The sequence below is a fragment of the Rhizobium ecuadorense genome (assembly GCF_001187535.1).
In the GTDB taxonomy this organism is placed as follows: Bacteria; Pseudomonadota; Alphaproteobacteria; order Rhizobiales; family Rhizobiaceae; genus Rhizobium; species Rhizobium ecuadorense.
Genome location: NZ_LFIO01001733.1, coordinates 63,921 through 88,388, shown reverse-complemented (window position 1 = coordinate 88,388; position 24,468 = coordinate 63,921). Strand labels below are relative to the sequence as shown.

The following is a 24,468-nucleotide window of genomic DNA, read 5'->3' as shown; positions in this document are numbered from 1 at the left end:
CGCTCAGACTGGGGATGCGAAATGAACCTTGTCAACGGAGTTTTTGGAACGCCCGAATTTCTGTCCGAGGAGCCCGGTATCTTCACGTGGGATTTGGCGACCGACACGGTTTACGCGGATTCGGCGCTGGCAAAGCTGTTTGGGCTTGATCCGGCGCAGACCATTGCGGGGCTGCCGATCATAAAATATCTCGACCGGATTCACCCGGAGGACAAGCCAGCCGTGGCCAAGGCGATTTCAGACTCGGTGATCACGGGAGATCCCTATCGCCATGACTACCGGGTATTTGATCGAAACGGGCAAGTGGTAGCCGTGGCTGCCTTCGGCCGCTGCTTCAGGGATGAAGCCGGAAATCCGTCGCACTATGCGGGCATTGTATTTCCGACGAATGATCAGAGCCAGCAAGACGAACTGTCGGCTCACTGCAGAGCGGCATTGAAAATTGCGCAGTCGTCCGGCCTGCAGACGACGGCCGATGCGCTTGAAGCAATTCTGAAAGAGCTTGCCCCGCCGATGCCTTCCGACATCGCGCCGGTTCATTGATTTCCTCCCACGCAGTGGGATCGATGCGCCTTATCCGCACCGCTGCCTTCGGTTCCCAGTCAGCCGGTCACCGCCGTCTCGCCTCGGAGAGATGACCGGCATATCCGGCAAACATGACCCCCAGCGGAACATTTCGAACCAGCCTGGCGGCAATGAAGGTTGCGCAGATTGCTGCGGCAAGCTTCGCCCAGGGATAGCTGCCCAGTTGAACATGGGCGCTTGCATCGACCGATGCGGCCTTGGCCTTCAGCGCCGCCTCCGCGTCCTCGCGCAGCATGCCTATCCGAGCCTTCAGCAGCCTTAGCTCCTGCTGCAGGGCGTTCAGATCCTGGTCGGCTTTTTCACGCGCGGTCTCCATGGCGGCATCGGCAAAAGGCGGTTCACCGTCCGCGATCAGTTCATCGGGGTCGGGAAGGCGGCCGTCGCGATTGATGGATGATTGCATGGACATATCCTCGAACAACAAGAGAGATGAGATGAAGGCCCGGCATCGTGGCCAGGCCCCCATTGCACGTCAGCCGATCAGTGGTCGCGCCGGAAACTCTGGCTCTGCCGAGATCCGCCTTGCGACTGGCTCTGCGATTGGCGATTGGCATCGTCCGATGGCGAAGCGTCGCCGGCGCTATAGGTGTAGGCGCTTCCATGCGTGGTGTCCCGCGTCGCCACGGGTCGCGTATCGTCGAATGCGCTTTCGGACACGGCGAGGTCTTCGGACGCTTTGCCGCCGGAGGATTGGCCAACAAAACCGGTATTGGATGCGCCTTGCTGCCTGTCCTCCGACGACCAGAGGTCTGCCCGTTCATCCATATCGATGCTGCCCTCGTCGTCCAGAATATCGTGGACGGTCTCATAGAGCGCGTCATCGATATTATTGACCTGGACGAGGAAACCGCCTCGCCGCAGCCCCTCTGCGTAAACAGCCCGATCCTCATCGGGGAAGAAGAAGTCGGCCAGCGCGTCGAAGAAGCCGCTGCGGTCGTCGCTCATCGTGCCGGCGGGTTTTCCATCCGCCTCATATCCCGGCATCAACCGGATTCTCGCGACCGGCACGCCGGCGTCTTCGAGACGGGAGACGGCGGATTCGGCTTGCGATCGGCTGTCGAAAAATGCGGTGAGGCTGCTGCCCCCTGTCGGGCCCGAGAAGGCCGGATTGGTATCGTTGTAAATGCTGCTCATGGGAATCTCCTCTCGATGCATAGACCCACGCCGTCGACGCCGGCTGGTTTCCTGATCAGAAAAACAGGTGGACGAGAGGAATGTTCCAAGCCAATGCGCGGGAGGTATCGGCGGCATCAGCCGCACTGCCCGCCCCGGCATTCGCAGCTCTCCGACATCGAAATGAGGAACGTTTGGGCATCGAGGATCGTTGTCTGGCGCCACCGCAATTCAAAGCACTGTAGCGGTTGACGGCAAACCTTCGAGACGCTAGCACGGCTTTTGACGCATTGGGGATATTTCATATGGACATCTTTACGGCAGCCGGTCTGACGGCTTTGCTGCAGGTCATTGCTATCGACCTCGTTCTAGCCGGCGACAACGCGGTGGTGATCGGTCTTGCAGCTGCCGGGCTTGAGGCCACGCAGCGCCGAAAGGCGATCATTGTCGGAATAGCGGCCGCGACCGTCCTGCGTATTCTCTTTGCCAGCGTTGCGGTCTATCTGCTCGCGATCGTCGGTCTGCTGCTGGCCGGCGGACTTCTGCTCCTCTGGGTTTGCTGGAAGATGTGGCGTGAGCTTCGCGCCGGCCATGGCGAGAACCACGAAGCGGGGGGCGCCGAAGGCGCGCCGAAAAAGACCTTTTTCCAGGCGGCGACCCAGATCGTCATCGCCGACGTCTCTATGTCGCTCGACAACGTGCTCGCCGTTGCCGGTGCCGCGCGCGAACATCCGAACGTGCTGATCATCGGCCTTGCCCTGTCGATCGCGCTGATGGGCATCGCCGCCAACCTGATCGCCCGGTTGCTCCACGACCATCGCTGGATCGCCTATGTCGGCTTGCTGATCATCCTCTATGTCTCGCTTGACATGATCTATCGCGGCGCCGTCGAGGTTATGCCCTACATGTAGTGATTTCGGGCCTGATCATGCTCTGGGGCCGGGGCTCAAGCCCCGATCCTGACCTCGGTTTCGAAACTCATCTGATCATAGGCCGGCACCACATGGTCCGGCGTCTCAGCCATCACCGCGTCGTAATCGAGCGGCGTGTGCATATGCGTGAGGATCGCCCGTTTCGGCTTCAGCCGGCCGATCCAGTCGAGCGACTGTTCCAGCGATAGATGGCTCGGATGATAGGTATATTGCAGCGCGTCGATAATCAGCACATCGAGATTCTGAAGCTTGTCGACGGTCTGCGGCGGGAAGTCGCTGATATCGCTGCAATAAGCCACATCGCCGATCCGAAAGCCGAGCGAATTTATATCGCCGTGCTGCTGGATATGCGGATGAAACCGTATCTTGCCGCCGGGACCGCGGACTTCGACGGGCTCGTCGAGGTTTTCGATGACAACAGGCAGCACGATCGGCGGATAATTGCTGCCCGGCGGTGTCTCCAGGCAATAGCCGAAGGCTTCCCGCAGCCTGTCCATCGTATATTGGTCGGCAAAGATCGGCACCCGGCGGCGGGTGTTGTGAAAATAGCCGCGCAGATCGTCGATGCCATGAATATGATCGGCATGGGGATGGCTGTAGAGCACGGCATCGACATGGTCGGCCCCTGCCCTGATCATCTGCTCGCGAAAATCCGGTCCGGTGTCGATAACGACGGTGGTGACGCCGCCATCCGGCGCAAATTGCTGCACCATGAAGGCAGCGCGGGTGCGCCGGTTCTTCGGATTGCCGGGATTGCAGGCGCCCCAGTCGCCGGTAATGCGCGGCACGCCGGGTGACGATGAACAGCCGAGAATGGTGAAGCGCCGCCGGTAGAGCACGCTCTCAGACCCTCGGCATCTTCGTAAACAGGCGCAATGCGTTCTCCGTCGTGATCCGCGCGACCTCTGCGTAGGAAAGGCCGATCGTCTCAGCGAGCACCTCGGCGGTGTTGACGACATAAGACGGTTCGTTGCGCTTGCCGCGCCAGCGCTTCGGCGCCAGATACGGCGCGTCCGTTTCCACCAGCAGCCGATCCCGAGGGATCGTCTTGGCGATCTCGCGCAGCTCTTCCGACTTCGGGAAAGTCAGGATGCCAGAAAAGGAGATATAGCCGCCGAGTTCGACGCCGGTTCGCGCCAGTTCCGGACCGGCCGAGAAGCAGTGCAGGATGAAGGGGAAGGCCCCCTTCCCCGTTTCCTCGGTCAGGATTGCTGCCATGTCCTCATCGGCGCTGCGGCTGTGGATGACGAGCGGCAGCTGCGTGGCGCGCGCTGCCGCAATATGGCGGCGGAAGCCGGTCTGCTGGTCCTCGGGCGTCTGCGTATCGTAGAAATAATCGAGACCCGCCTCGCCGATCGCCACCACCTTCTCATGGGCGTTGGCAAGGCGCACCAGCTCTTCCGTCTGGATATCCAGCTCTTCGTCGGCATTGTTCGGATGCGTACCGACCGAGCAGAACACCGAGGGATATTTCTCGGTGATTTCAAGCAGCCCGTCGAGCTTGCGCACCCGCGTCGAGATCGTCACCATCTGCTTGACGCCGGCCTGATGGGCGCGCGCGACGATCTCGTCGCGCTCCGCCTCGAAGTCGGCAAAATCGAGATGGCAATGCGTATCGATCAGCACGGCCTCAAGCCTCCGGAGCCACGTAGCGGGGGAAGACCGGCGTCGGCGCCTCGAGCGGCGTTCCGGCAACGAGACGGCCGGCTTGCCCCAGAGCGGCGAAATCGCGCTTGTCATCGGATGCCGCGACCAGATCGAGCAGCTTGCCCGCTGAATCAGGCATGAACGGCTGCAGCAGAATGGCGATCTGGCGCACGACTTCGGCTGTCACGTAAAGCACCGTGCCCATACGCTCGGGATCGGTCTTCTTCAGCGCCCATGGCGCCTGGCCGGCGAAATAACGGTCGGTCTCGGAAACGACCGAGATGATCGAGGCGAGCGCCCGGTGAATCTGCTGCTTGCCCATGTCCTCGCGTGTCGAGGCATGCAACGCGTCGGCCTGCGCCAGCATGGCCTTGTCCTCGTCGGTCAGTGGCCCGCATTCCGGGATCTTGCCGTCGCAATTCTTCACGATCATCGACAGCGAGCGGCTGGCAAGATTGCCGATGCCGTTGGCGAGGTCGGAATTGATGCGGATGCCGATCGCCTCTTCGCTATAGCTACCGTCCTGGCCGAAGGACACTTCGCGCAGGAAGAAGTAGCGCACCTGGTCGAGGCCGAAATGGTTCACCAGGTTGACGGGATCGACGACATTGCCGAGCGACTTCGACATCTTCTCGCCCTTGTTGAGCAGGAAGCCGTGGGCAAAGACCCGCTTCGGCAGCGGCAGCTTTGCCGACATCAGGAAGGCCGGCCAGTAGACAGCATGGAAACGGATGATGTCCTTGCCGATGATGTGCACATCGGCCGGCCAGTATTTCGCCCGCGGGCCGTTCCTGTCCTCGATGTAGCCGGTGGCGGTGATGTAGTTGGTCAGCGCGTCGACCCAGACATACATGACATGGGCGGGATCGTTCGGCACCTTGATGCCCCAGTCGAAGGTCGTGCGCGAGACCGAGAGGTCCTTCAGGCCCGACTTGACGAAAGAGATCACCTCGTTGCGGCGCTCGGCCGGACCGATGAAATCGGGGTTCGCCTCGTAATGGGCAAGCAGCTTTTCCTGGTATTCGGAGAGTTTGAAGAAATAGCTTGCCTCTTCAACCCACTCGACCGGCGTACCCTGCGGCCCGTAGCGCACGCCGTCGGCGCGCAGCTCCGTCTCGTTTTCCTGATAATATGCTTCATCGCGCACCGAATACCAGCCGGCATAGCTGTCCTTGTAGATGTCGCCATTCTCGGCCATCAGGTTCCAGATGTTGCGCGACGTCTCGTGATGGCGTTCCTGCGTGGTGCGGATGAAGTCGTCGTTAGAGGCGTTCAGCAGCTTGGCCATCGCCTGGAATTCGCCGGAGTTGCGGTCGGCAAGCGCCTGGGCGGTAATCCCCTCCGCGCGTGCCGTTTGCTGCATCTTCTGGCCGTGTTCGTCGGTGCCGGTCAGGAAGAACACATCCCTGCCGTCCAGGCGCTGGTAGCGCGCCATCGCATCCGTCGCGATCAGCTCATAGGCATGGCCGATATGCGGCTTGCCGTTGGGATAGGAAATCGCGGTGGTGATGTAGAAGGGTGTCTTGTCTGTCATGGCGGCCAATGTCCGGCTAACTCTATAAAAATGGTCAGCCGCTCTTAGCGCATGTCACCGTCAAGCGAAACATCAAGTTTTACCGCCGTCGATGATTTCCGGGACACGGGCGGCGGTGAACTTGACTCAGCTTCTGCCGCAATCTACCCGTCATGGAAAAGAGGGCGGGACAGAACGAAGTGCCAGTTTTCATCTATCCGGACTGTCGTGGCCACGCGCCGTCGGAGGCGCTCGATTGACGTTTGAGCCGCTCTATTCGCTTTCGGGCCTGTTTGTCGGCGCGCTCGTCGGCATCACAGGTGTTGGCGGCGGTTCGCTGATGACGCCGCTGCTGGTGCTGCTCTTCGGCGTCCATCCCGCAACCGCCGTCGGCACCGATCTTCTCTATGCGGCAATCACCAAGACCGCCGGCACCGCCGTTCACGGCATGCACGGGCGCGTCAACTGGAAGATCGTCGGCGGTCTCGCCATAGGCAGCGTGCCGGCCGCCTTGCTGATGCTGTGGCTGCTGGCAGGCGTCGATCGCAAAAGCATCGGCGTGACCAATACGATCACCACGGCGCTCGGCTGGCTTCTCGTCATGACCGCGATCATGCTGGTCTTCCGAGGCCCGATACTCGAGCTGGCGCGCCGCGCCATCGGCGACCGCACGCCGCCGCAGCCGAGAACCATCCTCGCCCTTACCGTCATTCTCGGATTCCTGCTCGGCGTTCTCGTCACCCTGACCTCGGTCGGTGCAGGCGCCTTGGGGGTGACGATCCTGCTGGTCCTTTATCCCAGGCTCGATGTGCGCGAGATCGTCGGCTCCGATATCGTCCATGCGGTGCCGCTGACCCTGATCGGCGGCACGGGCTACTGGCTGATCGGTGAAATCGACTGGCCGATGCTGTTTGCCCTGCTCATCGGCTCCATCCCCGGCATCATCATCGGCAGCCTGCTGGCGCCGAGGCTGCACGAACGCACCATCCGTATCGTTCTTGCCGTCACACTCGCCGTCGTCGCAGGCAAGCTGCTGACCGGCTGAACGCAGCACACTAGAAGCCCGGCTGCTTGATATCGGCGAGAATGCTGATGATCGTCTGTTTGCGGTCGAGGTTATAGGCATCCGAAATGGTCAGCCGCTCGGTGATCTCGGAATAGAGCCGCGCCAGCCGTTCCGCAGCCGTGATCTTCCCCTCGCCTGCCGCTGCGCGCGCCCGGCTCATGATGTCGTCGCCGACATGGCTGACGAAGAAATCGAAGATCGTGTCGCTTTCCCTGCCCGAAAGCGCGTCGGCCAGCCGATGCATCGCCTTGCGGGCCGTCGCTCCTTCGGCCGACAGCATCTCGTCATAGGCGGCGATGATCTCGCCGCCGCCGTAATTCAACAGTTTCAGCGCCTCGCCGACGCTGCCCTTGGCAGCCGAAAGCACCGCCCCGCCTTCGCCGGATATGCCGAGATGGGCAAGCGCCGCCATCAGCACATCGTCGGCAAGCGGCGCCAGTTTCAGCGGCAGGCAGCGCGAGCGGATCGTCGGCAGCAATCGTCCCGGCGCATGCGAGAGCACCAGGAACAGCGCCCGCTTCGGCGGCTCTTCCAGGATTTTGAGGATGGCGTTGGCCGCATTGCGGTTCATGTCGTCGGCCGGATCGATGATAACGATCCGCCAATTGCCGGTGCCCGAGGTCTGCGAGAAGAATTTGCCGGCGCGGCGAACCTCGTCGACGGTGATCGCCGACTTCACCTTGCCGGTCTTTTCATCCACCGGACGGGCGAGATGCAGGAGATTGTGCGAGGCGCCTGAAGTGATCTGCCGGCTGACGGATGAGGCAGGATCCGGATCGCCGATCGTCTCCGGCGCCGTGGCAGGATCGGGATGCGAGAGCACGTGATTGGCGAAACGGAAGGCGAGCGTCGCCTTGCCGATGCCCTCGGGCCCCTCTATCAGGATGGCGTGGTGTCCCTTGCCGGAGCGGTAGGAGTGCGCAAGGAAGGCCTCCGCCTCCTCATGGCCGAACAGCCTGGTATTTTCCCCCGGCCAGATGGCGCCGTCGAGCAGTCCGGGCCTTTCTTCACTCATGATGGGCGTCACTCATAACGGGCTTCACTCATGATGGGCGGCTTCCCGCATGCGAGCACGGTCCGCAGGCGACATCAGCTGCTGCACGATCGCCTCGATCTCGGCGGCGATCGCCTCCTCGCTCTGCATGGCGTTGATCACGTGACAGCGCTCCGGCTCGCGAGCGGCGATATCGAGAAAGGCTTCGCGGCGTTTCTCGTGGGTTTCGAGCCGCTCTTTCTCGAAGCGGTCGGGAGCGTCGGCGGCGGCGCGCTTCTGCGCCCGCTCCAGCCCGATCTTGGCGGGGATATCGAGAATCACGGTGCAATCCGGTATCACGCCGTTGATGGCGATGCGCTGCAGCGTCTCGATGAAATCCGGCTCAAGATTGCCGGTGATGCCCTGGTAGACGCGGGAGGAGTCAATAAAGCGGTCGCAGAGCACGATCTTGCCGACCGCCAGTGCGGGCCGGATCACCTCTTCGACGTGGTCGTTGCGCGCCGCCGCAAAGAGGATCGCCTCCATCCGCGTGCCGAAGGCTTCGGCAGCCCCCGACAACAGCACGTGGCGCACGGCCTCGGCACCCGGCGATCCGCCCGGTTCCCGCGTCACCAGCACATCGTGACCTTCGCCCTTCAGTGCCTCGGCGAGGCGGCGAATCTGCGTGGATTTCCCAGCGCCCTCCCCGCCTTCAAACGTAACGAACAATCCCGCACCGGATGACAATGACAACTTCCCGCATTCCAGGCGCCGCACGCGCCTTGCTTCTTCTATCTATCCGAAGACAGCAGGAAGGAAAACCTTTCGCCGCGGCGACAAATTCACCTTTCCCGGCAAATTGCATCGCAGCGCCGGCATTCAGCCGGGCGCGGACTTGTCCCAGAGCCAGGAGAAGAATAGCGATTCGCCGAGTTCCAGCATGGCGTCAACAGCCCGGCTGCTGAGCGAGCCCTCGCCGACCGCCCCCACGGTATAGAGCGGCACTTCCCTGAGCAGGCGGCTGCCCGCGAAAATCCTGAGCGTGCCTGCCTGGGTATCCGGCTGCACCGGCGCCGTCAGCGGCCAGCGATAGACGATACGCGCCGACAGCCGGTCGGGATTGCTGATCGGAATATAAACACTGACCGGCGCTTTGGCCACGAGATCGACGGTGCGCACCGTGCCGCCATAGACGCTGGCGGCTCCAATCACTTCCTTGTCGGCGAAGATCTGCCGGTTCTCGAAGGCCGTCAGCCCCCATTCGAGTACCCGCTTGGCCTCCTCCGTCCGCTCCTTGTCGGAAGCGATGCCGGCAAGCGCCAAAAACAGCCGCCTGCCGTCGCGCTCGACCGACGCGACGATCGAATAACCCTCGCCCTCGGTAAATCCGGTGGCCAGACCGTCGGCGCCGAGATCGAGCCCGAGCAGCGGATTGCGGTTGCGCTGGAAGATCTTGTTCCACTCGAAATCCGGCTGCGCGAAATAGGGATAGAGGTTCGGATAGGTCTGCTGCAGGGCCGTGGCCAACGTCACCATCTCGCGCACCGTCACCTTGCTCTTTCCATCGGGAAGGCCGGTGGAATTGCCGAACTCGGCCGTCTCCATGCCGAGCTCACGGGCGCGCCGTGTCATCGACTCGGCAAATTGGTGCTCGCTTCCAGCCATGCCTTCGGCCAGGATGATGCAGCTGTCATTGGCGCCCTGGATGGCGATGCCCTTGATCAGATCCTCGACGCGCACGCGCGATTTAAGGCTGGCAAACATCGTCGCCGTCCTCGACGGAGCGCCGCCGGTCCGCCAGGCATACTCGGAAACGGGATATTCGGTATCGAAGGTGATCTGGCCCTTCGTCACCGCCTCGAAGACGAGATCCATCGTCATCAGCTTGGCGAGCGAAGCCGGCGAAAAGCCCTGGTCCTCGTTCTTAGCGAGAAGCACGGTGCCGGTGGCGGCCTCGATCATGTAGGCCTGCGCCGCTTTAGTGGCGAAACCGGCGGCCCCGCTATCGGCTGCAAGCGCCCCTGTGGTCAACGGCATCAGGCATGCCAGAGCAATTCCAGCAAAAGTGCGCAGCGGTTTTGCGTCCGGAATTGCGGCGAAACAAAGGCGAAGCATAGGCTTCAGCATCAAGAGTTTCCATCGATCGAGCGGCGTGTGGTCGGGAGGTTAGAGCGAGAGGAAATCCGATGCAATTGCCGCGCTCAGCGCGCGGCGAATTTAGCCTGTTGGCGCTTGGCCGAAGCAAGGATCGACTCCTGCGTCAGCCCGTCATTGCGCACCATCACCGCGTCGAAGGCGAGATCGACGGTCACCGTCTTCACGTCTTCGTTCTGGTAACCGAGCGCGAGCGAGCCCAGCGGCCGCTCATAAGGCATGGGACCAATCTCCGGCAGCACGACCATCTGGCCGAAGGCCTGCGGGGCATTGTTGGCGGACGGTGCCGGCGGCGCCACCAGGACATGGGCGCCCGGAGCAGGAGCGGCTGCCGCATTATAGCGTGCGCTCGGCGTCGAGCCGGCATAGGAAGTCGCCGACATCGGCACCGGCACGTTGGCCGGCGTTTCGTAATCTTCCGAACTCTGCAGCTGGTCGCGGGTGATCTTGCGGCTATTGGAGGCGACCATCACACCGGTCGCGATCTGGCCTTCCGGATTGACGCTGGGAATGCGGCTGCCCTTGGGCGCGTAGGAGGCCATCAGATAGGGCATGTCGTGTCCGTCCATGCGGGCGCGACCGACATATTGCACGCGCACCTTGCCAGTGCCGCTGTGCTGCAGATCCAGCATGTCGGCCGTCTTGTTCGAAAGGTCGATAATACGGCCTTCGTGATAGGGGCCGCGATCGTTGACGCGCACGATGACAGAGGAACCACTTTCGAGATTGGTGACACGCGCATAGCTCGGCAATGGGAAGGTCGGATGCGCCGCGGAAAGATGCATCTGGTCGTAGACTTCGCCGTTCGCCGTCAGGCGGCCATGAAAGGCCGAGCCGTACCAGGAGGCGACGCCGACCTTGTTATAGGCGAAGTCTTCCTTCGGATAATACCACTTGCCCTTCACCTCGTAAGGATTGCCGACGATATAACGGCCACCGCCCTTGGGGATATTGTTGCCGGTGGCGACCCGCGGGCTCGCCTTGACGCCATATTCGGATTCGGAGAAATATTCTTTGCCGTGGGCTTTCTTCTTCGGCACCGCTTGCGTCGTGCCGCACGCCGCAACCGTCGCACACATCGCCGACACAGCCAGCCACCGTGCTGTCGTTGCGAAAGACACCGCCCCGTATCCCAATTTCATATGTCCCACGCCGCTCAAAGATCGTTATGGTTAAGGAACTTTGCCCCATACTGGGCCAATACGCCTTATCCCCGCCCGCCTAACGAGACTTTAATCTTGCGAAGTTCGTGGCAAATTTACGAACGATTTCGCTGCGATAGCGACAATTCTAATGATTATGGTTTATAAATCACTAACGCGGGTCCAACCGCCCTGCCCTGCCGCTGCCGCAAAGAGGCCTGAAATTCCCGTGCCGATGCGAGGCATATGGTAAACATTCGGCCGCTTCAAAACGCCCGAAAAGCTCCCTATTGAAACGCCAACGCCACGGCTCCACGGCGTTTACAGCTAACTTGCTTCAGTCGCCCATCGGACCCAACGCAACGCGGATCATGTAGTGATACTTCGATCCCCTGGGGGAACGAAATCTCCGCCACGGGATCCGACGGGCGCTAAAACAGGATGATCTTAGTCCAGGCCGGCGCCCTATGCTGCCGGTGGGCGATACCGAACCGACTTCGCCTTCCCCAAGGCTTCGATCGTATCCTCGACGCTGAGCAGGACAGTGGTTTCCATGGAACTGACTGCTCCTCCCGCCCCGATAGCAAGCGCGACAGCCGCCATCGAGACGTTATCGGGCGCCTCCCACAGGTTCCAACCATCATGCTCGCCAAAGGCATACCAGAACCCATGGAGCTTGCCGCCCACCGATTCAATGTAGCGACGGGCCGCCTCCCGGCGATCCTCGGGGTTGTCGATCATGCGCGCCCATGTTTCGGGCGTGTAGCTGAAGCGCGTGAGATACATGGCCATGGTTTTTTCCTCCGCCAGAACAATACAGTAAACGCTCAAGCCGGAAGGAACGCCACTCATTTCCAATGTACGGAACGGGCAAAGACCTATGCGCCGGAACTGCAATCGGCGCGGATGCCGACAAATGCTGCCGGGCACGTTGACGCTGCTACCAAAGCTGCTAAAAAGCCAGCCATCGAGTGATTGGATGGCAAACCGGAAGCAATGGCCGGTTCGTAGAAATCAACGCAATGTGGATTTCTGAAACCTTCTCAATCAGATGGAAGAGTGTCCGAGTGGTTTAAGGAACCGGTCTTGAAAACCGGCGTGCGGGAAACCGTACCGTGGGTTCGAATCCCACCTCTTCCGCCATAACGATTTGAACTATAACGTTTTTTCCAAGACATTAAGGCGCCACCTCCGGCCTGACCGCAGAACTGTGCTTTTGCTGCTGTTGCCCGTTATTGCGGAGGTGCAATAGACGTCGGCGCCGAGTAGGCCGGTGTTCAGCGCTTGCCTGTTCGCGGTTGCGCTCCAGCCGAATGATACGTTGAAGCCAGGCGCCGATCTTGACAGCGGTGCGGGTGGGGGCCGTCCACCAGCGCAACGACGCGTTTTCATCGTGGCCAACGAATAGCATTGCCTTCGCCTTCGACCAGATGCTGGCGCCATCGATAGGACACTTCAGGCGTTGCATCGCTCGGTTGATCGTCCTTTTCCGGTTCTCCGTTGGTCGCGTCGCGAAAGCCGGAACAAGTGCTTGGGTCTCCGCATCGTAGTAAGCGGTGTGCTGTTCGCACTTAGGTGAGAAGGCCGATTAGTCGCTATTGTTTGCCAGCAATAAGATTATGGGATCCATACTGTACCGCGCCCGGGTGAACCCTCGCCAGTCCGCCATCATATCCAGGGAGGGCGCATCTGAAGCAATTTTGTTGAGATTCTCTTGGGTGCAGTCGATGGGATATAGCCCTTCCGAAAGCCTTCGCCACGTGCATTCGCAATCAAGTTCGATTTCGCTAAGCGCTGTCACATATTCTGAAATTGAGGACGCCAACATGTTGCCTGGCTCCAATTGGCCGTGCTGTCCGAAGTAGAACTGCTTTCCGATATTATTGAGCCCGTTTTTGATCGTTGCGTTCGGTGTGAGCATCGTCGCGACCATCGCGACCTGCAGGCAGTGATATCCGCCACATTGGTGGTGCAACGCGATCCATTCGCGGTCATTCGTAAGCGGTGGAACGCTTTGCAAGAATGCCAAGACGGGCACCACATGTATGGCCCGCCGCTCTTCCTCCTCTGTCGGAAATTGGTGTAGCGAGACGACGTCGTCGCGGAAAAAGAGATCGCCTGTGTTCGAAAAGAGGTTAGACGGCAGGCTGCGCACCGGAACTTTTCCTTTATCGCGAAAGCCCGACAACACCTCTTCCGTAACAATCATAGCATCGACCTCACACCATCATACCTGAACCAATACGTTGAGCAAAACCTCTGGCACGCGTAGCCAACTGCCGCAAGTGAACCACAGCGTCGTCGGGAGCGCTCGCTACCTGGTACTGAAATTCCAAGGTAAAAGTTCATCAATTCGGCGCTGTTTGTGGCCGTTGACGGTCTTGGCCCACGAGGCTTTCTCAAGGCCCGGCGAGGCCAAGAGAAAAGGCGAAACCCGGACCAATACGAAGCATAATTATTGTCTCCTCAAGAATTTTGAACTCCGCGAGTAAGACATACCAGCTATGACTACCTATGAAGGATTCCGTGAGGTCACGCCATGCCATCCGTATCGGCAGCTGAAGTCGCCGCACGCGCTTATGAAAGCAGCGAGTAGACCCAGATGCCGATAGAACCCCAGAAGATGACCGGCGCAAGTATCATCCCCGCAATGATAACCTTCGTCACAGCAAAAGCTCCGAAATTTCACTCATCCCGCGAATCTATTGCACCGACCGAAGGGTTGGTATGGGGTATGAAGTCCGGGATTGATCGGACTTTTGTCTGAGATTCGATCGCTTATCGCATATTCTAAATCGGACCGCCGGCATCAATGGATGCTTGCTGCTACACCTCCGCCTATTGTGGGCCGGACCAGCCGAAAGCGTTCAGTCGCTCGATGAAGCGTCCCTTCTGAACGTGGCGTTCAAAGATCGAATGCAGGCGGCGGGCGAAGTCGGGGGTGTCGCCGTTCTTCGCGGCGATCGTCTTCAAGTCCATGAGGAAGTGGCTGCCGGGATTTCATCGTGGACGATGGCTCAAGTCTGCGTTCCGCCTTGATGAGACCAGATGCAGCACGCCGGCAGTTTCGAAGATTCGAAACGCCTCGGCAAGGGTCAGCCCGGAATAGAGCCGCCACCATTTGCCTATGTGCCGATATTCCCGATCCATTGTTTCTTGCGCTCGATATCCTCGACCCATATTTTCGGTGCCGGACTGTATCCCACGAACCAGACGGGCCAGAATGGCAAACCACCGAAAGGCGAGCAGTGCGATGAAATTGGGTGGCAGCCACGGAAATGGCTCGAGAAAAAGACCAAGCGGGGTATCCGCGGCTACCCCATCGGTACGATCGCCTACTATGGTCCGGACAACCGCCGCGCCACCAAGGCGGCCGTCAGTATTATCCCGGCGCCGCATGCGGAGCCGGTCGATCTGCGCCGATGGTTTGCCGAAACCGGCGATCTCAGAACAGACGACGCCGTTGTCGCTGAGATCGCGGCATTCCTGCGCGACAATGACGTGAAATCGGTGGCGGCGATGGATGGAATCTTTGGCTGCCCTCACGAAGAGGGAATCGACTATCCGGTCGGCGAGGCTTGTCCGGCTTGCTCCTATTGGAACGGGCGAAACCGCTTCACAGGTAAGCTTGAGGCAGATTGAATTCCCGACGGCTTGTGCTCGATAGATCCGGCCCGAGCGCGGTCATGCTCCTTCGGACTTGGTTCGGCGCCGGTAGGCCCCGCCCGCGATGGTGAGCGCGACGGCGATCAATGCGGCTGCGACGCCGAAGGTGATCTGCATGCCTGAATGCACGGCTTCGGGAGGCGCCGCGGCGATCTCGGATGCTGCCGATCCGTACGCAAACACGGCCCCCATGACGGATGCGCCGGTAATCAGCCCGAGATTGCGCGACAGGTTGAGCATGCCGGAGATGACGCCGCGTTGGTCGGGGTGCACATCCGCCATGACGGCTGTATTGTTGGCCGCCTGGAACAGTTGATAACCTGATGTCAGCATGGCGATGCCGGCGATGTAGCCGGCAATTCCGGGCAGCACGGCGAGAGCGCTGGAGCCGGCGGCCATGGCGACAAGCCCTGCGGCAATCACGAAGGGCGCGTCCAGGCGATCGACCAGGCGACCGGCCGGGACACCGCTGAGGATGGAAATCACCGGACCGATCGACATGACGGCTCCAACCAGCACTTCGCCGAGCCCGAGCGCACGCGAGAGATAGAAAGGCGCGACCACCAGCGTCGCCATCATCACAGTCGAAACGAGCGCGTTCATTGCCAGGCTGGCCGTGAGCACGCGATTGCGGAACACCGGCAACTCGATCAACGGCGATGCGATTCTCGCCTCGGTGAAGACGAAGAGACCGGCGCCGAAGACGGCTGTGAGCAGCAGGGCGAGGTTCAACAGGCCAAAGCGGCCGTGCCCGATCGTCATCACCAGCGCATAGGCCGAAAGCGTCAGGGCAAGCAGCAGCGTGCCCACTGCATCGAAGCCGGCCGGATCCTTCTTCCGTGCGCCGATATCATCAGGCAGGTAACGATAGGCGAGAACGAAGGTCGTAAGGCCGAGCGGCACGTTGACGAGGAATATCGCCGGCCAACCGAAACAGGCGATCAGCAGGCCGCCGAGCGACGGCCCAAGAGCGGTGCCGATCGCCGACATCGTTCCGAGCAGCCCCATGGCGCTCCCGGTCCTCGCCTTCAGCACCGCTGCACCGACAAAGGCCATGGTCAGCGCCATCATGATCGCTGCGCCCAGACCCTGCAGCGCGCGCGCCGCAATCATCAGCCATAGCGTCGGCGCAAGGCTGCAGAGGACCGAGGCCAGCGTGAACAGCAGGATGCCGCCGAGCAGCAGCCGTCGCCGGCCGGTGACATCGCCGAGCCGCCCGACGCTGACGATCAGGGTGGTAATGGCAAGGAGATAGGCGAGCACGATCCACTGCACGTCCTGGAAGGCGGCGTCGAAGCCCCGCGCCAGGCTTGGCAGACCGACATTGGCGATGCTGGTGCCGAGCGATGGTAGCAGCATGGAAAGAGAAAGGCTGGCGAGTGCCCAGCGGACGGAATAGGGTCGTTCGGCGACGGCCTCGCCTGGTTCTGCAATGATCGGTTTCACTGTTGACTCCGTTTTCTCGCTCCCGAAACGGAGCCGCCGGAAAACATAAGCCTCCGACTGGAATGGCGGAACGCGCAGCATTTGCATTCTATTCGTGCGTTGGACGCCATATGAAGCCATGTTATATCGGATGCATGTCGACACCCGATCTCAACCTGCTCGCCACCCTGGATGTGCTGCTTGCCGAAGGCAGCGTGGCCCGCGCCGCCCAAAGGCTGCGGCTCAGCCCGTCGGCAATGAGCCGGGCGCTGGCGCGACTGCGCGAGACGACGGGCGATCCGCTGCTGGTGCGCGCCGGCCGCGGCCTCGTACCCACGCCCCGGGCACTCGAACTGCGCGAGCGGGTCGGCCGGATCGTCGAGGATGCGCAAGCGGTGCTGCGCCCCGCCGAAGCGCTTGATCTCAAGCGCTTGGTACGAACGTTCACCCTGCGCGCCAGCGAGGGTTTCGCCGAGAGCTTCGGACCCGATCTTATCGCCCGCCTCAGCGGGCAAGCGCCCGGCGTGCGGCTGCGCTTCGTGCCGAAGCCGGATAAGGACAGCGCCCCATTGCGCGACGGAAGCGTCGACCTGGAAACCGGCGTCGTCGGCGAAACGATGGGACCGGAGGTGCGGGCGCAGGCCTTGTTCCGCGACCGGTTCATCGGCGTCGTGCGCATCGGGCATCCGCTCTGCCAGGGCGAAATCACGCCCGCCCGATATGCGGCCGGCCGGCACATCGCCGTCTCGCGGCGCGGGCTCGACAAGGGACCGATCGACGAAGCTCTGAATGCGCTCGGGCTGGAACGGCAGATTGCCACCATCGTCGGCGGATTTTCCACGGCCCTGGCGCTCGCCCGCGCCTCGGATCTGATAGCCTGTGTTCCGGAACGACACACGGGCGCATTGCGCCACGGAATGCACAGTTTTCCCCTGCCCGTTCCGATCCCTGAGATCACCCTTTCCTTGCTCTGGCATCCGCGGATGGATGCCGATCCGGCCCATCGCTGGCTGCGCGGCTGCGTTCGGGACGCCTGCGCGGCGACGTGATCGAGGGGCCGCGGAGGACTGCGGGCGGAAGTTCGATCCGTTCGTCATGGTTGACTATCCCGTGTCGACGTGATTTTCCCGCCGAAGATCATCAGGCGAATTTATGAGGGGAACATCATGGCCGACGACATCATCGTAAAGGACAGCAATGGAAGCCAGCTTCACGACGGCGATTCCGTGACGCTGATCAAGGACCTCAAGGTCAAGGGAACTTCCGAGACGCTGAAGCGTGGAACATTGGTCAAGGGCATTCGCCTGACCGACAATCCCGGCGAGATCGAGTGCAACACCAAGCAGGTCAAAGGCCTGGTGCTGAAGACGGAATTCCTCAAGAAGGCATAGGACCGGCCTCCCCCGTCGCCGCCTGCGGCACTTCTTCGGTGATGACCTCGAAGCGGGTAAGCGTAGCCGGCCCGAAGGCCGTCGACATTGCGACGTCGGTGGCGTCGCGGCCGGTTCCCATCAGGATTCGGCCGATGCGCGGCGTGTTGTGACGGGCATCGACCGTATGCCAGTGACCGCCGAGAAAGACCTCGAACCAGGCGCTGAAATCCATCGGATTGGGATCGATCGGAACGCCGATATCGCCGAGATAGCCGGTGCAATAGCGGGCTGGGATATTCATGCATCGGCACAGCGCGATGGCGAGATGGGCAAAGTCGCGGCAGACGCCTGCCTTGTCGACGAAGCCGCCATGCGCGGTCCGGAGAAGGTCCGCCTTCAGGTAGTCGAAGGTGATGTGGTCGTGGACGAAATCGCAGATCGCCTGGACGCGCGCCCAGCCGAGCGGCGTCGACGAGAAGGTTGCCCAGGCGAAATCGGCAAGCCTGTCGGTGTCGCAATAGCGGCTGCCGAGCAGGAAGACGAGAACCTCGTCCGGCAGGTCGTTGATCGCGTGCTGGACGGCGTCGTCGGGAACGACATCGGGTTGGCCACTGTCGTAAATCTCGAACGCGGTGGAGATCGTCGTCACGCCAGCCGGGGCGACGATCCGGCTGCAGGCATTGCCGAAACCATCGGTATATTCCCAGGTCTCGATCGGCCGGTCGAATGTCAGGACCTGCTCGCTGAGAAGATCGGCGCGGCGCGAAGGATGAATGTTGAGAGCGAGCAGCATCGGCGTCGGCTGTATGCATTCATAGCCCAGATGAAACCCGGCGCGTATTTTCATGGTGGCGTCCTCGCGTCCCGCACAGATGGCGTGACTATGCAACGTCGATCGTCCTGCCCGGTTCCCGCAGACGCGATTGTCGCCGCGCCCAAACCTCGGGAAGTCCAACGTCACTTCGTGGTGACGTTGACCTGCACTGTCATGCTGTCGAAATCCGTCCCGTCGCCATCATAGCTGCCGCTTAACGGGACCGCCTGGCGCGGATCGCGGGCGACGGCGACACGAATGAGATCGCGGTTGCCGACGATCCCGTTGGTCGGGTCGAATTCCGCCCAGCCGGCGCCGGGAAGATAAACCTGACACCAGGCATGGGTGGAACCGCCGCCGAGCACAGTGGAGCCGTCCCGGTCGGGAACATAGACATAGCCAGTGACGAACCGCGCCGCGAGGCCGAGGACGCGTGCCGCCTCCATCATCAGCAGCGCGAAATCCCGGCAGGTGCCGGAGCGAAGCTGCAAAGTCTGCAGCGGCGTCTGCGTTCCATGCTCCATCCGACGCGCATAGACGAAGCTTTCGCGAATGGCGTAACAGAGCGTCATCAGCATATGTCCGGTCTCCGTCGGACGCCCCTGGCGCACGAACCGGCGCGCCCAGCGTCCGACCTCGTCGCCCGGGTCGGGATAGTGGCGCTGCATCGCCGGCGTCAGATCGGCAATCTCGTCCTTGTCGTAGGAGAACGGATAGGTCAGGGCCTGATCGTCCACCTTGAGGTCGAGGGCAACCTGGGGCGTATGATCGAGCGTGATCCAGGTTTCGAAACGAAGCTCGGACGCCGGCCTCGAAATATCGATGAGCGCCACGCAATTGCCGAAAACATCGTGGATCCAGCGCACATGACTTTCCTCAGGATATATCGTCAACGACGCCTCGATCAGCCGCTGGTCAAAACTGTCGCGCGGCCGGAACATCAAACGATGCTCGCCGAAATCGACATCCCTGACGTAACGATAGGACGTGATGTGGCGGACGGAGAATATCGTCATAGGCCGCCATTCCTCCGCGTGAGACGCGCCCGTCCCGCTTCCCGCTTATCCCGATTTCTTGTCATATAAGCACATTCGAAAGATTGTTATTCTGCATCAACCGATCGACGGCAGAGCCGTCCAACCTAAGAGGATAAAATGCATATCATCTGGGACGTTCTGACGCTTATGCTGACAATCGGCTCGCTCTATGGCGGTCGCGAATATCGGATTATTCGCGCCCGTGCCCGCGCCCAGAACTGGGGCAACTTCTGATCCGATTCCGAAGCCTGATCGTATAGGCTGCTGCCGGAACGGCGGCGGATACGTCGAATGACGTAAAGCCACACGCTTTAGGAAATGCTTCATTAGCAGAGACGGCGTCTATCCGTCCATTCCTCCTGTTATTGCGAGCCCGCCTCACCCCAGGCGGGCTTTTTTCGCGGTGAGTCTTCTCACGTTCCTTACTTCTTGGCGCCGGCGGAAAGCACCCGATGCGTCGCATTGTCCATGGCGTGGCTCGCCTCTTGTCCATCCTTCTTCAGCCCGTATGCGGTGTTGCCGCAGCCGGAAAGTGTGAGCAGGCAGATGCAGGCGACGGCGATTGCGGCTTTTGACATCAAGTTCCCCCGGATGGATTGGCGATAAGGGAAAGATGATGCATTCCCCGGCAAAATCAATCCACCGGCGTTCAGCGCGAACGGCATAGGGAACTCTATGGCGCGACCGGCGTTTATGGAAGCCAGCCAACCGAGGTACCATGACATGGATTATCAGATTGCCTTCGCTGCGACCGTTGCGACAGCGTCCTTCCTCGTCTTCATGCTCGTTGTTCACCGGACGTAGAGGTGCCGGTCGCCAATCACCTTCCGCCAGTCACCTTCCACAAACCGCCGAGACAGGGCCGAGCGCATCAACACGCGTCCTCGCCCGTGCACTCAGAAATAACAAACGATAAATCTTTCAAGTTCTACAAGTACTCCGACGTAAATAGATGTATTAAACTTTAACTAAATGCCATACTTAACTATTCATTAACAATATACTTGCGCGCCGTTCTCTTCCGCTTATGCTTCATGCAAAGGGGAGAAGAACAATGTTTACGAAAAGCCTAATCATGCCGTTGGGATTCGCAATGCTTGCCATTGCCGGCCTGTTGTTCCAGATTGCTTCCTACGCGTTGCACTCGCCCGTGACCATGCTGCAGCCGTAAGTCACATAAGTTGTTGAACCGGCAGGCAATCTCGTAACTGGGAGTGGAACTTCCTTTCGTTTCGTGCATTCTGTGACTCGTTTTGCCAGGAGGGAGATAACCATGGAAAACGCAGGCGTGGGTTGGATTGCAGCCATCATCATCGGTGGCGTCGCCGGATGGCTGGCGGAAAAAGCCATGAGCAGCAACATGGGTTTGCTCATGAACATATTGCTCGGCATCGTCGGCGCCATCGTCGCCAACTGGATCCTGGGTCTGTTGCACATCCAGCCGCTGGCCGGTTGGCTGGGTTATCTGATCACCGGCTTCGTCGGTGCCTGCATTCTGATTTTCGTCGGCCGCGCCATTCGCCGCTGATCGCCGCTGATGCAGCAGACACAATTAAAAGCCGGGCGCGCTTCGCGTCCGGCTTTTCTCTTTCCCCAATTGTCTGTCAGCGGCGGCTCAGCAGGCCAAAAACATAGGCGATGCCTGCCGTCACCGCGAGCGCCATGAGCGGCTCTTCACGAACCTTGTCGCGCAACTGTTCCGTCATCAGCGACGCCTCGTCGGTAACCGCCGACTTTGCTCCCTGCCCGAGCGCGACCACGCTTTCCGTCAGCCGGGAGAGATCGTTGCGAAGGGCTGCGACCTGCGCCGACAGGTCGTCTGCTGCCATATCAGCCTTGACGCGCGCAGCGGTGGATTCGGCGGAAGCGGTTTTCAATTCAGCCATGGTCTGCTCCTGTTGCATGGGATGCCGCTTCAACGAAATGACGGCCCGAAAGGTTCCGCCGCAACCGATCTTTTGTTGGCCGCAAAGCCGCCGCGGATAAGCGGCGCGCTTGTGCAGCTTTTCGCGCGACAAACCCTTCATTTCCTGTCGGGTTTGTTTTAAGGAACGTCGAATGTCCGCCCGCGCGCGGCTCAATGATACTGCGAGGTTTGCGTTTCCATGTTCCATATCCTGAGAAGAGCTGCTCAGACCTGGGTTGCCAAGCTGCTCCTGCTTCTCCTCGTCGTCTCCTTCGGCGCCTGGGGCGTGTCGCATCAGCTCTTGTCGGGCGGCAACAGCACCACGGTCGTGACCGTCGGCGATCAGCATGTGGACGTCAACGAATTCCACCTCGCTTATCAGCGCCAGGTGGCAAGCCTCGGCCAGCAATTCGGCATGCGTCTCACCCCGGAACAGGCCCGCGCCTTCGGCGTCGAGCAGCAGGTGCTCGCCCAACTCGTTGCCGGCGCCTCGCTCGACCAACTCGCCGAAGACATGAACCTCGGCCTGTCCGAAGACCGCCTCGCCCAGCTGATCGCCGACGATCCGGCTTTCAAGGCCGTCAACGGCAAGTTCGACCGCGAGCTCTTCGTCTCGCGCCTGCGCAATGCCAATATCCGCCAGGACGATTACATCAAGGAGCGCAGCAAGGTCGCCGTCCGCAGCCAGCTCGTCGATGCCATTTCGAACGGCTTCACCGCCCCGAAGACGCTGATCGACGCTCTGAAGCTCTATGGCAATGAAAACCGCAGCATCGACTATCTGCTGCTCACCAACGCCAATATCGAACCGATCAAGGCACCTGCCGACGACGTGCTGGCGACGTGGTTCGACGGCGTCAAGCAGCGATACCAGGCGCCTGAGTACCGCAAGCTTGTCTATCTCTCGCTGCAGCCCGCCGATATCGCCGACGCCGCGACCGTCACGGACGACCAGATCCACGAAGCCTTCGACAAGAGCAAGGATACCTACCGCACGCCGGAAAGCCGCACCATCGAACAGCTGAGCTTTGCCAGCAAGGATCTTGCCGTCGCCGCCGAAACGGCGCTGAAGGGCGGTACCAGCTTCGACCAGCTGGTCTCCGACCAGGGCAAGACGGCAAGCGACGTACTGCTCGGCGAATTCACCAAGGACAAGGTTCCCGACCAGGCCGTTGCCGATGCGGCCTTCGCAGTTTCGAAGGATGGCGGCACGACACCTGTCGTCGATGGCTCCTTCGGCTCCGTCATCCTGCGCATCACCAACATCAAGCCGGAAACCACCCGGAATTTCGACGAGGTGAAGGAGGACATCCGCAAGCAGCTGGCGCTTTCCAATGCCTCGCAGGAAGTGATCAATGTTCATGACCGCATCGAGGATCTGCGCGCCGGCGGCGCCACGCTGGAGGATATCGCCGGCCAGCTGAAGCTGAAGGCCGTCAACGTCGACGCCGTCGATATGACCGGCGCCGACAAGGACGGCAAAGAGGTCAAGGATATTCCCGTCAAGCAGCAGCTGCTCGCCGAGGCCTTCAAGACCGAGGTCGGCGTCGATGCGTCGCCGCTGCCGATCGGCAATGACGGCTATGTCTGGTTCAACGTCCGCGAAATTACCCCGACCCGCGAGCGCCCGGTCACCGAGGTCCGCGAAAAGGCGGTCGAGGACTGGACGGCGGAACAGCAGAAGGCCGAACTCGCCAAGAAAGCCGAAGCATTGAAGGTTGAAGCCGCCAAGGGCACCGCGCTTGCCGATATTGCAGCGCCGCTCGGCATCGCCGTCGAAAGCAAGAGCGGCGTCACCCGCTCCACCGATGATCCGGTGCTTGGCCGCGCCGGCGTCACCGCCGCCTTCTCCGGCCCGATCGATGCGGTCGCGAGCGCCGTCGGCGCCGATCCCTCGACGCAGATCCTGATGAAGGTCACCGAGGTCAACAGCGAGCCGACCAGCGACGCGCTGAACAACCGCGATGCCCAGATCACTGCCATGGCCAATGCCGCCGGCGACGATATTCTCGATCAGATGGTCAACCTGCTGCAGACGCAGTACGGCGCGCAGATCAACCAGACACTCGCTGAACAGGCGACGCTTCGCTAGGAGGCCTTATGACCGATCTGAAGCCGTTCCTGGCCAAGGCCGCAAGCCGCGAGCCGCTGACGCGTGACGAGGCGCGCGCCGCCTTCGACATCCTCATGTCGGGCCAGGCGACGCCCTCGCAGATCGGCGGCTTCCTGATGGCGCTGCGCGTGCGCGGCGAAACCGTCGACGAGATCGTCGGCGCCGTCACCGCGATGCGCTCGAAGATGCTGACCGTCGAAGCGCCGGCCGATGCGATCGACATCGTCGGCACCGGTGGCGATGCCAGCGGCACCTACAATATCTCGACGCTGGCGGCGCTGATCGTTGCCGGCGCCGGCGTCCCCGTCGCAAAACACGGCAACCGGGCGCTGAGCTCGAAATCGGGCGCGGCGGACAATCTCGCCGCACTCGGCGTCAAGCTCGATGTCGGTCCCGAGGTCATCTCCCGCTGCATCGCTGAGGCCGGCGTCGGCTTCATGTTCGCCCAGCTTCATCATTCCGCCATGCGCCATGTCGGCCCCTCCCGCGTCGAACTCGGCACCCGCACCATTTTCAACCTGTTGGGGCCCCTTTCCAGTCCGGCCGGCGTCCGCCGCCAGCTGCTCGGCGTCTTCTCTCCGCAATGGCTGGTGCCGCTTGCCGAAGTCATGCGCGATCTCGGCTCCGAATGCGTCTGGGTGGTTCATGGCGACGGCCTCGACGAAATCACCACGACCGGTATCACCCAGGTTGCCGCGCTCGAAGACGGCAAGATTCGCACTTTCGAGCTGTCGCCGGCCGATTTCGGCGTCAGCCCTTGCGTGCTCGCCGACATCAAGGGCGGCGACGGTGTTGCCAATGCCGCAGCACTTCGCGAGGTGCTCAGCGGCGCGAAGAACGCCTATCGCGATATTTCGCTCGCCAATTCTGCGGCCTCGCTCGTCATCGCCGGCAAGGTCGAAACCATTCGCGACGGCATGACGCTTGCGGCACAGTCGCTCGATAGCGGCGCCACCGCGCTCGCCCTCGACAAACTCATCGCCGTTTCCAACGATATCGACTAGGATTG

Annotated in this window: 26 protein-coding genes and 1 tRNA gene; 10 read left to right on the top strand and 17 right to left on the bottom strand. The window is 61.2% G+C overall.

What is annotated here, in order from left to right:
• The first annotated feature begins 21 nt into the window (after positions 1-21).
• A complete protein-coding gene (locus AF337_RS33660) occupies positions 22-543 on the top strand; it encodes a PAS domain-containing protein (protein ID WP_049735447.1) in 522 nt (173 codons plus the stop codon).
• A 67-nt stretch (positions 544-610) separates the two neighbouring features.
• Here AF337_RS33660 and AF337_RS33655 read toward each other — a convergent pair whose 3' ends face one another.
• Positions 611-988 (bottom strand): hypothetical protein, encoded by a 378-nt coding sequence (locus AF337_RS33655; RefSeq protein ID WP_049735446.1) that lies wholly within the window; start codon positions 986-988, stop codon positions 611-613.
• 77 nt (positions 989-1,065) lie between these two features.
• Positions 1,066-1,719 carry a hypothetical protein gene (locus AF337_RS33650; protein ID WP_049735445.1) on the bottom strand — a complete coding sequence of 218 codons (654 nt, stop codon included), beginning with the start codon at positions 1,717-1,719 and terminating at the stop codon, positions 1,066-1,068.
• Positions 1,720-2,003: 284 nt separating this feature from the next.
• Here AF337_RS33650 and AF337_RS33645 point away from each other — a divergent pair, with 284 nt between their 5' ends.
• Complete coding sequence (locus AF337_RS33645; protein ID WP_049735444.1) at positions 2,004-2,609, top strand: TerC family protein; 606 nt, start codon at positions 2,004-2,006, stop codon at positions 2,607-2,609.
• Between the two features lie 35 nt (positions 2,610-2,644).
• Here AF337_RS33645 and AF337_RS33640 read toward each other — a convergent pair whose 3' ends face one another.
• From AF337_RS33640 to metG, 3 genes are read right to left on the bottom strand one after another with little or no spacing between them, the layout of a single operon-like run.
• Positions 2,645-3,469, bottom strand: coding sequence for an MBL fold metallo-hydrolase (locus AF337_RS33640; RefSeq protein WP_049735443.1), 825 nt, complete (start codon positions 3,467-3,469; stop codon positions 2,645-2,647).
• 4 nt (positions 3,470-3,473) lie between these two features.
• On the bottom strand, positions 3,474-4,256 hold the full coding sequence (locus tag AF337_RS33635; RefSeq protein WP_049735442.1) for a TatD family hydrolase: 783 nt from the start codon (positions 4,254-4,256) through the stop codon (positions 3,474-3,476).
• Between the two features lie 4 nt (positions 4,257-4,260).
• Positions 4,261-5,811 (bottom strand): methionine--tRNA ligase, encoded by a 1,551-nt coding sequence (metG, locus tag AF337_RS33630; protein ID WP_049735441.1) that lies wholly within the window; start codon positions 5,809-5,811, stop codon positions 4,261-4,263.
• Positions 5,812-6,046: 235 nt separating this feature from the next.
• Between metG and AF337_RS33625 the strand changes: the two genes are divergently transcribed.
• Entirely contained in the window at positions 6,047-6,835 is a 789-nt protein-coding gene (locus tag AF337_RS33625) for a sulfite exporter TauE/SafE family protein (RefSeq protein WP_049735440.1), read from the top strand.
• A gap of 10 nt (positions 6,836-6,845) precedes the next feature.
• Here the strand turns inward: AF337_RS33625 and AF337_RS33620 are convergent, their stop codons facing one another.
• From AF337_RS33620 to AF337_RS33600, 5 genes are all read right to left on the bottom strand, one after another.
• Positions 6,846-7,871, bottom strand: a complete 1,026-nt coding sequence (locus AF337_RS33620; RefSeq protein ID WP_049735439.1) for a DNA polymerase III subunit delta' — start codon at positions 7,869-7,871, stop codon at positions 6,846-6,848.
• 24 nt (positions 7,872-7,895) lie between these two features.
• Positions 7,896-8,576, bottom strand: coding sequence for a dTMP kinase (gene tmk / locus AF337_RS33615; protein ID WP_049735438.1), 681 nt, complete (start codon positions 8,574-8,576; stop codon positions 7,896-7,898).
• Between the two features lie 132 nt (positions 8,577-8,708).
• Complete coding sequence (locus tag AF337_RS33610; protein WP_425287911.1) at positions 8,709-9,956, bottom strand: D-alanyl-D-alanine carboxypeptidase family protein; 1,248 nt, start codon at positions 9,954-9,956, stop codon at positions 8,709-8,711.
• Between the two features lie 74 nt (positions 9,957-10,030).
• Positions 10,031-11,125, bottom strand: coding sequence for a septal ring lytic transglycosylase RlpA family protein (locus tag AF337_RS33605; RefSeq protein ID WP_049735437.1), 1,095 nt, complete (start codon positions 11,123-11,125; stop codon positions 10,031-10,033).
• 465 nt (positions 11,126-11,590) lie between these two features.
• Positions 11,591-11,917, bottom strand: a complete 327-nt coding sequence (locus tag AF337_RS33600) for a GYD domain-containing protein (RefSeq protein ID WP_049735436.1) — start codon at positions 11,915-11,917, stop codon at positions 11,591-11,593.
• Positions 11,918-12,178: 261 nt separating this feature from the next.
• On the opposite strand from AF337_RS33600, the gene AF337_RS33595 reads away from it, so the two are divergent.
• Positions 12,179-12,268 (top strand) — tRNA-Ser (locus tag AF337_RS33595).
• A 445-nt stretch (positions 12,269-12,713) separates the two neighbouring features.
• Here the strand turns inward: AF337_RS33595 and AF337_RS33585 are convergent.
• Both AF337_RS33585 and AF337_RS43465 read right to left on the bottom strand, forming a co-directional pair.
• Positions 12,714-13,334, bottom strand: a complete 621-nt coding sequence (locus AF337_RS33585) for a hypothetical protein (protein WP_049735434.1) — start codon at positions 13,332-13,334, stop codon at positions 12,714-12,716.
• Positions 13,335-13,963: 629 nt separating this feature from the next.
• A complete protein-coding gene (locus AF337_RS43465; RefSeq protein WP_160320414.1) occupies positions 13,964-14,104 on the bottom strand; it encodes a hypothetical protein in 141 nt (46 codons plus the stop codon).
• A 69-nt stretch (positions 14,105-14,173) separates the two neighbouring features.
• Here AF337_RS43465 and AF337_RS33580 point away from each other — a divergent pair, with 69 nt between their 5' ends.
• Complete coding sequence (locus tag AF337_RS33580) at positions 14,174-14,767, top strand: hypothetical protein (RefSeq protein WP_244471362.1); 594 nt, start codon at positions 14,174-14,176, stop codon at positions 14,765-14,767.
• Between the two features lie 42 nt (positions 14,768-14,809).
• Here AF337_RS33580 and AF337_RS33575 read toward each other — a convergent pair whose 3' ends face one another.
• Complete coding sequence (locus AF337_RS33575) at positions 14,810-16,237, bottom strand: MFS transporter (RefSeq protein WP_049735620.1); 1,428 nt, start codon at positions 16,235-16,237, stop codon at positions 14,810-14,812.
• 134 nt (positions 16,238-16,371) lie between these two features.
• On the opposite strand from AF337_RS33575, the gene AF337_RS33570 reads away from it, so the two are divergent.
• Positions 16,372-17,265 (top strand): LysR family transcriptional regulator, encoded by an 894-nt coding sequence (locus AF337_RS33570; RefSeq protein ID WP_049735433.1) that lies wholly within the window; start codon positions 16,372-16,374, stop codon positions 17,263-17,265.
• Between the two features lie 117 nt (positions 17,266-17,382).
• Complete coding sequence (locus tag AF337_RS33565) at positions 17,383-17,607, top strand: alkylphosphonate utilization protein (protein WP_010035073.1); 225 nt, start codon at positions 17,383-17,385, stop codon at positions 17,605-17,607.
• Here the strand turns inward: AF337_RS33565 and AF337_RS33560 are convergent.
• The 3 genes from AF337_RS33560 to AF337_RS33550 all read right to left on the bottom strand — a co-directional run bounded on the left by AF337_RS33560 (position 17,594) and on the right by AF337_RS33550 (position 20,018).
• Positions 17,594-18,436 (bottom strand): transglutaminase-like domain-containing protein, encoded by an 843-nt coding sequence (locus AF337_RS33560; protein WP_049735432.1) that lies wholly within the window; start codon positions 18,434-18,436, stop codon positions 17,594-17,596. The two genes, AF337_RS33565 and AF337_RS33560, sit on opposite strands and share 14 nt — an antisense overlap.
• Positions 18,437-18,546: 110 nt before the next feature.
• Entirely contained in the window at positions 18,547-19,419 is an 873-nt protein-coding gene (locus AF337_RS33555) for a transglutaminase family protein (protein WP_049735431.1), read from the bottom strand.
• A 443-nt stretch (positions 19,420-19,862) separates the two neighbouring features.
• Positions 19,863-20,018, bottom strand: coding sequence for a hypothetical protein (locus AF337_RS33550; RefSeq protein WP_003573054.1), 156 nt, complete (start codon positions 20,016-20,018; stop codon positions 19,863-19,865).
• A gap of 695 nt (positions 20,019-20,713) precedes the next feature.
• Between AF337_RS33550 and AF337_RS33545 the strand changes: the two genes are divergently transcribed.
• Positions 20,714-20,968 carry a GlsB/YeaQ/YmgE family stress response membrane protein gene (locus tag AF337_RS33545; protein ID WP_049735430.1) on the top strand — a complete coding sequence of 85 codons (255 nt, stop codon included), beginning with the start codon at positions 20,714-20,716 and terminating at the stop codon, positions 20,966-20,968.
• A 76-nt stretch (positions 20,969-21,044) separates the two neighbouring features.
• Here AF337_RS33545 and AF337_RS33540 read toward each other — a convergent pair whose 3' ends face one another.
• A complete protein-coding gene (locus AF337_RS33540) occupies positions 21,045-21,326 on the bottom strand; it encodes a hypothetical protein (RefSeq protein WP_003573046.1) in 282 nt (93 codons plus the stop codon).
• A 219-nt stretch (positions 21,327-21,545) separates the two neighbouring features.
• Between AF337_RS33540 and AF337_RS33535 the strand changes: the two genes are divergently transcribed.
• Together AF337_RS33535 and trpD are read left to right on the top strand one after the other, a co-directional pair.
• The gene (locus AF337_RS33535) at positions 21,546-23,438 is read left to right on the top strand and encodes a peptidylprolyl isomerase (protein ID WP_049735429.1); all 1,893 of its coding nucleotides are present in this window, start codon (positions 21,546-21,548) and stop codon (positions 23,436-23,438) included.
• Positions 23,439-23,446: 8 nt separating this feature from the next.
• On the top strand, positions 23,447-24,463 hold the full coding sequence (trpD, locus tag AF337_RS33530; protein ID WP_049735428.1) for an anthranilate phosphoribosyltransferase: 1,017 nt from the start codon (positions 23,447-23,449) through the stop codon (positions 24,461-24,463).
• The last annotated feature ends 5 nt before the right edge of the window (positions 24,464-24,468 follow it).

Bases quoted from the DNA above. Each gene is read 5' to 3' on its own strand.
- AF337_RS33660 (WP_049735447.1), top strand. From the start codon at position 22: ATGAACCTTGTCAACGGAGTTTTTGGAACGCCCGAATTTCTGTCCGAG.
- AF337_RS33655 (WP_049735446.1), bottom strand. From the start codon at position 988: ATGCAATCATCCATCAATCGCGACGGCCGCCTTCCCGACCCCGATGAA.
- AF337_RS33650 (WP_049735445.1), bottom strand. From the start codon at position 1,719: ATGAGCAGCATTTACAACGATACCAATCCGGCCTTCTCGGGCCCGACA.
- AF337_RS33645 (WP_049735444.1), top strand. From the start codon at position 2,004: ATGGACATCTTTACGGCAGCCGGTCTGACGGCTTTGCTGCAGGTCATT.
- metG (WP_049735441.1), bottom strand. From the start codon at position 5,811: ATGACAGACAAGACACCCTTCTACATCACCACCGCGATTTCCTATCCC.
- AF337_RS33620 (WP_049735439.1), bottom strand. From the start codon at position 7,871: ATGAGTGAAGAAAGGCCCGGACTGCTCGACGGCGCCATCTGGCCGGGG.
- AF337_RS33610 (WP_425287911.1), bottom strand. From the start codon at position 9,956: ATGCTGAAGCCTATGCTTCGCCTTTGTTTCGCCGCAATTCCGGACGCA.
- AF337_RS33605 (WP_049735437.1), bottom strand. From the start codon at position 11,125: ATGAAATTGGGATACGGGGCGGTGTCTTTCGCAACGACAGCACGGTGG.
- AF337_RS33600 (WP_049735436.1), bottom strand. From the start codon at position 11,917: ATGGCCATGTATCTCACGCGCTTCAGCTACACGCCCGAAACATGGGCG.
- AF337_RS33585 (WP_049735434.1), bottom strand. From the start codon at position 13,334: ATGATTGTTACGGAAGAGGTGTTGTCGGGCTTTCGCGATAAAGGAAAA.
- AF337_RS43465 (WP_160320414.1), bottom strand. From the start codon at position 14,104: ATGGACTTGAAGACGATCGCCGCGAAGAACGGCGACACCCCCGACTTC.
- AF337_RS33580 (WP_244471362.1), top strand. From the start codon at position 14,174: ATGCAGCACGCCGGCAGTTTCGAAGATTCGAAACGCCTCGGCAAGGGT.
- AF337_RS33570 (WP_049735433.1), top strand. From the start codon at position 16,372: ATGTCGACACCCGATCTCAACCTGCTCGCCACCCTGGATGTGCTGCTT.
- AF337_RS33565 (WP_010035073.1), top strand. From the start codon at position 17,383: ATGGCCGACGACATCATCGTAAAGGACAGCAATGGAAGCCAGCTTCAC.
- AF337_RS33560 (WP_049735432.1), bottom strand. From the start codon at position 18,436: ATGAAAATACGCGCCGGGTTTCATCTGGGCTATGAATGCATACAGCCG.
- AF337_RS33555 (WP_049735431.1), bottom strand. From the start codon at position 19,419: ATGACGATATTCTCCGTCCGCCACATCACGTCCTATCGTTACGTCAGG.
- AF337_RS33550 (WP_003573054.1), bottom strand. From the start codon at position 20,018: ATGTCAAAAGCCGCAATCGCCGTCGCCTGCATCTGCCTGCTCACACTT.
- AF337_RS33545 (WP_049735430.1), top strand. From the start codon at position 20,714: ATGGAAAACGCAGGCGTGGGTTGGATTGCAGCCATCATCATCGGTGGC.
- AF337_RS33540 (WP_003573046.1), bottom strand. From the start codon at position 21,326: ATGGCTGAATTGAAAACCGCTTCCGCCGAATCCACCGCTGCGCGCGTC.
- AF337_RS33535 (WP_049735429.1), top strand. From the start codon at position 21,546: ATGTTCCATATCCTGAGAAGAGCTGCTCAGACCTGGGTTGCCAAGCTG.
- trpD (WP_049735428.1), top strand. From the start codon at position 23,447: ATGACCGATCTGAAGCCGTTCCTGGCCAAGGCCGCAAGCCGCGAGCCG.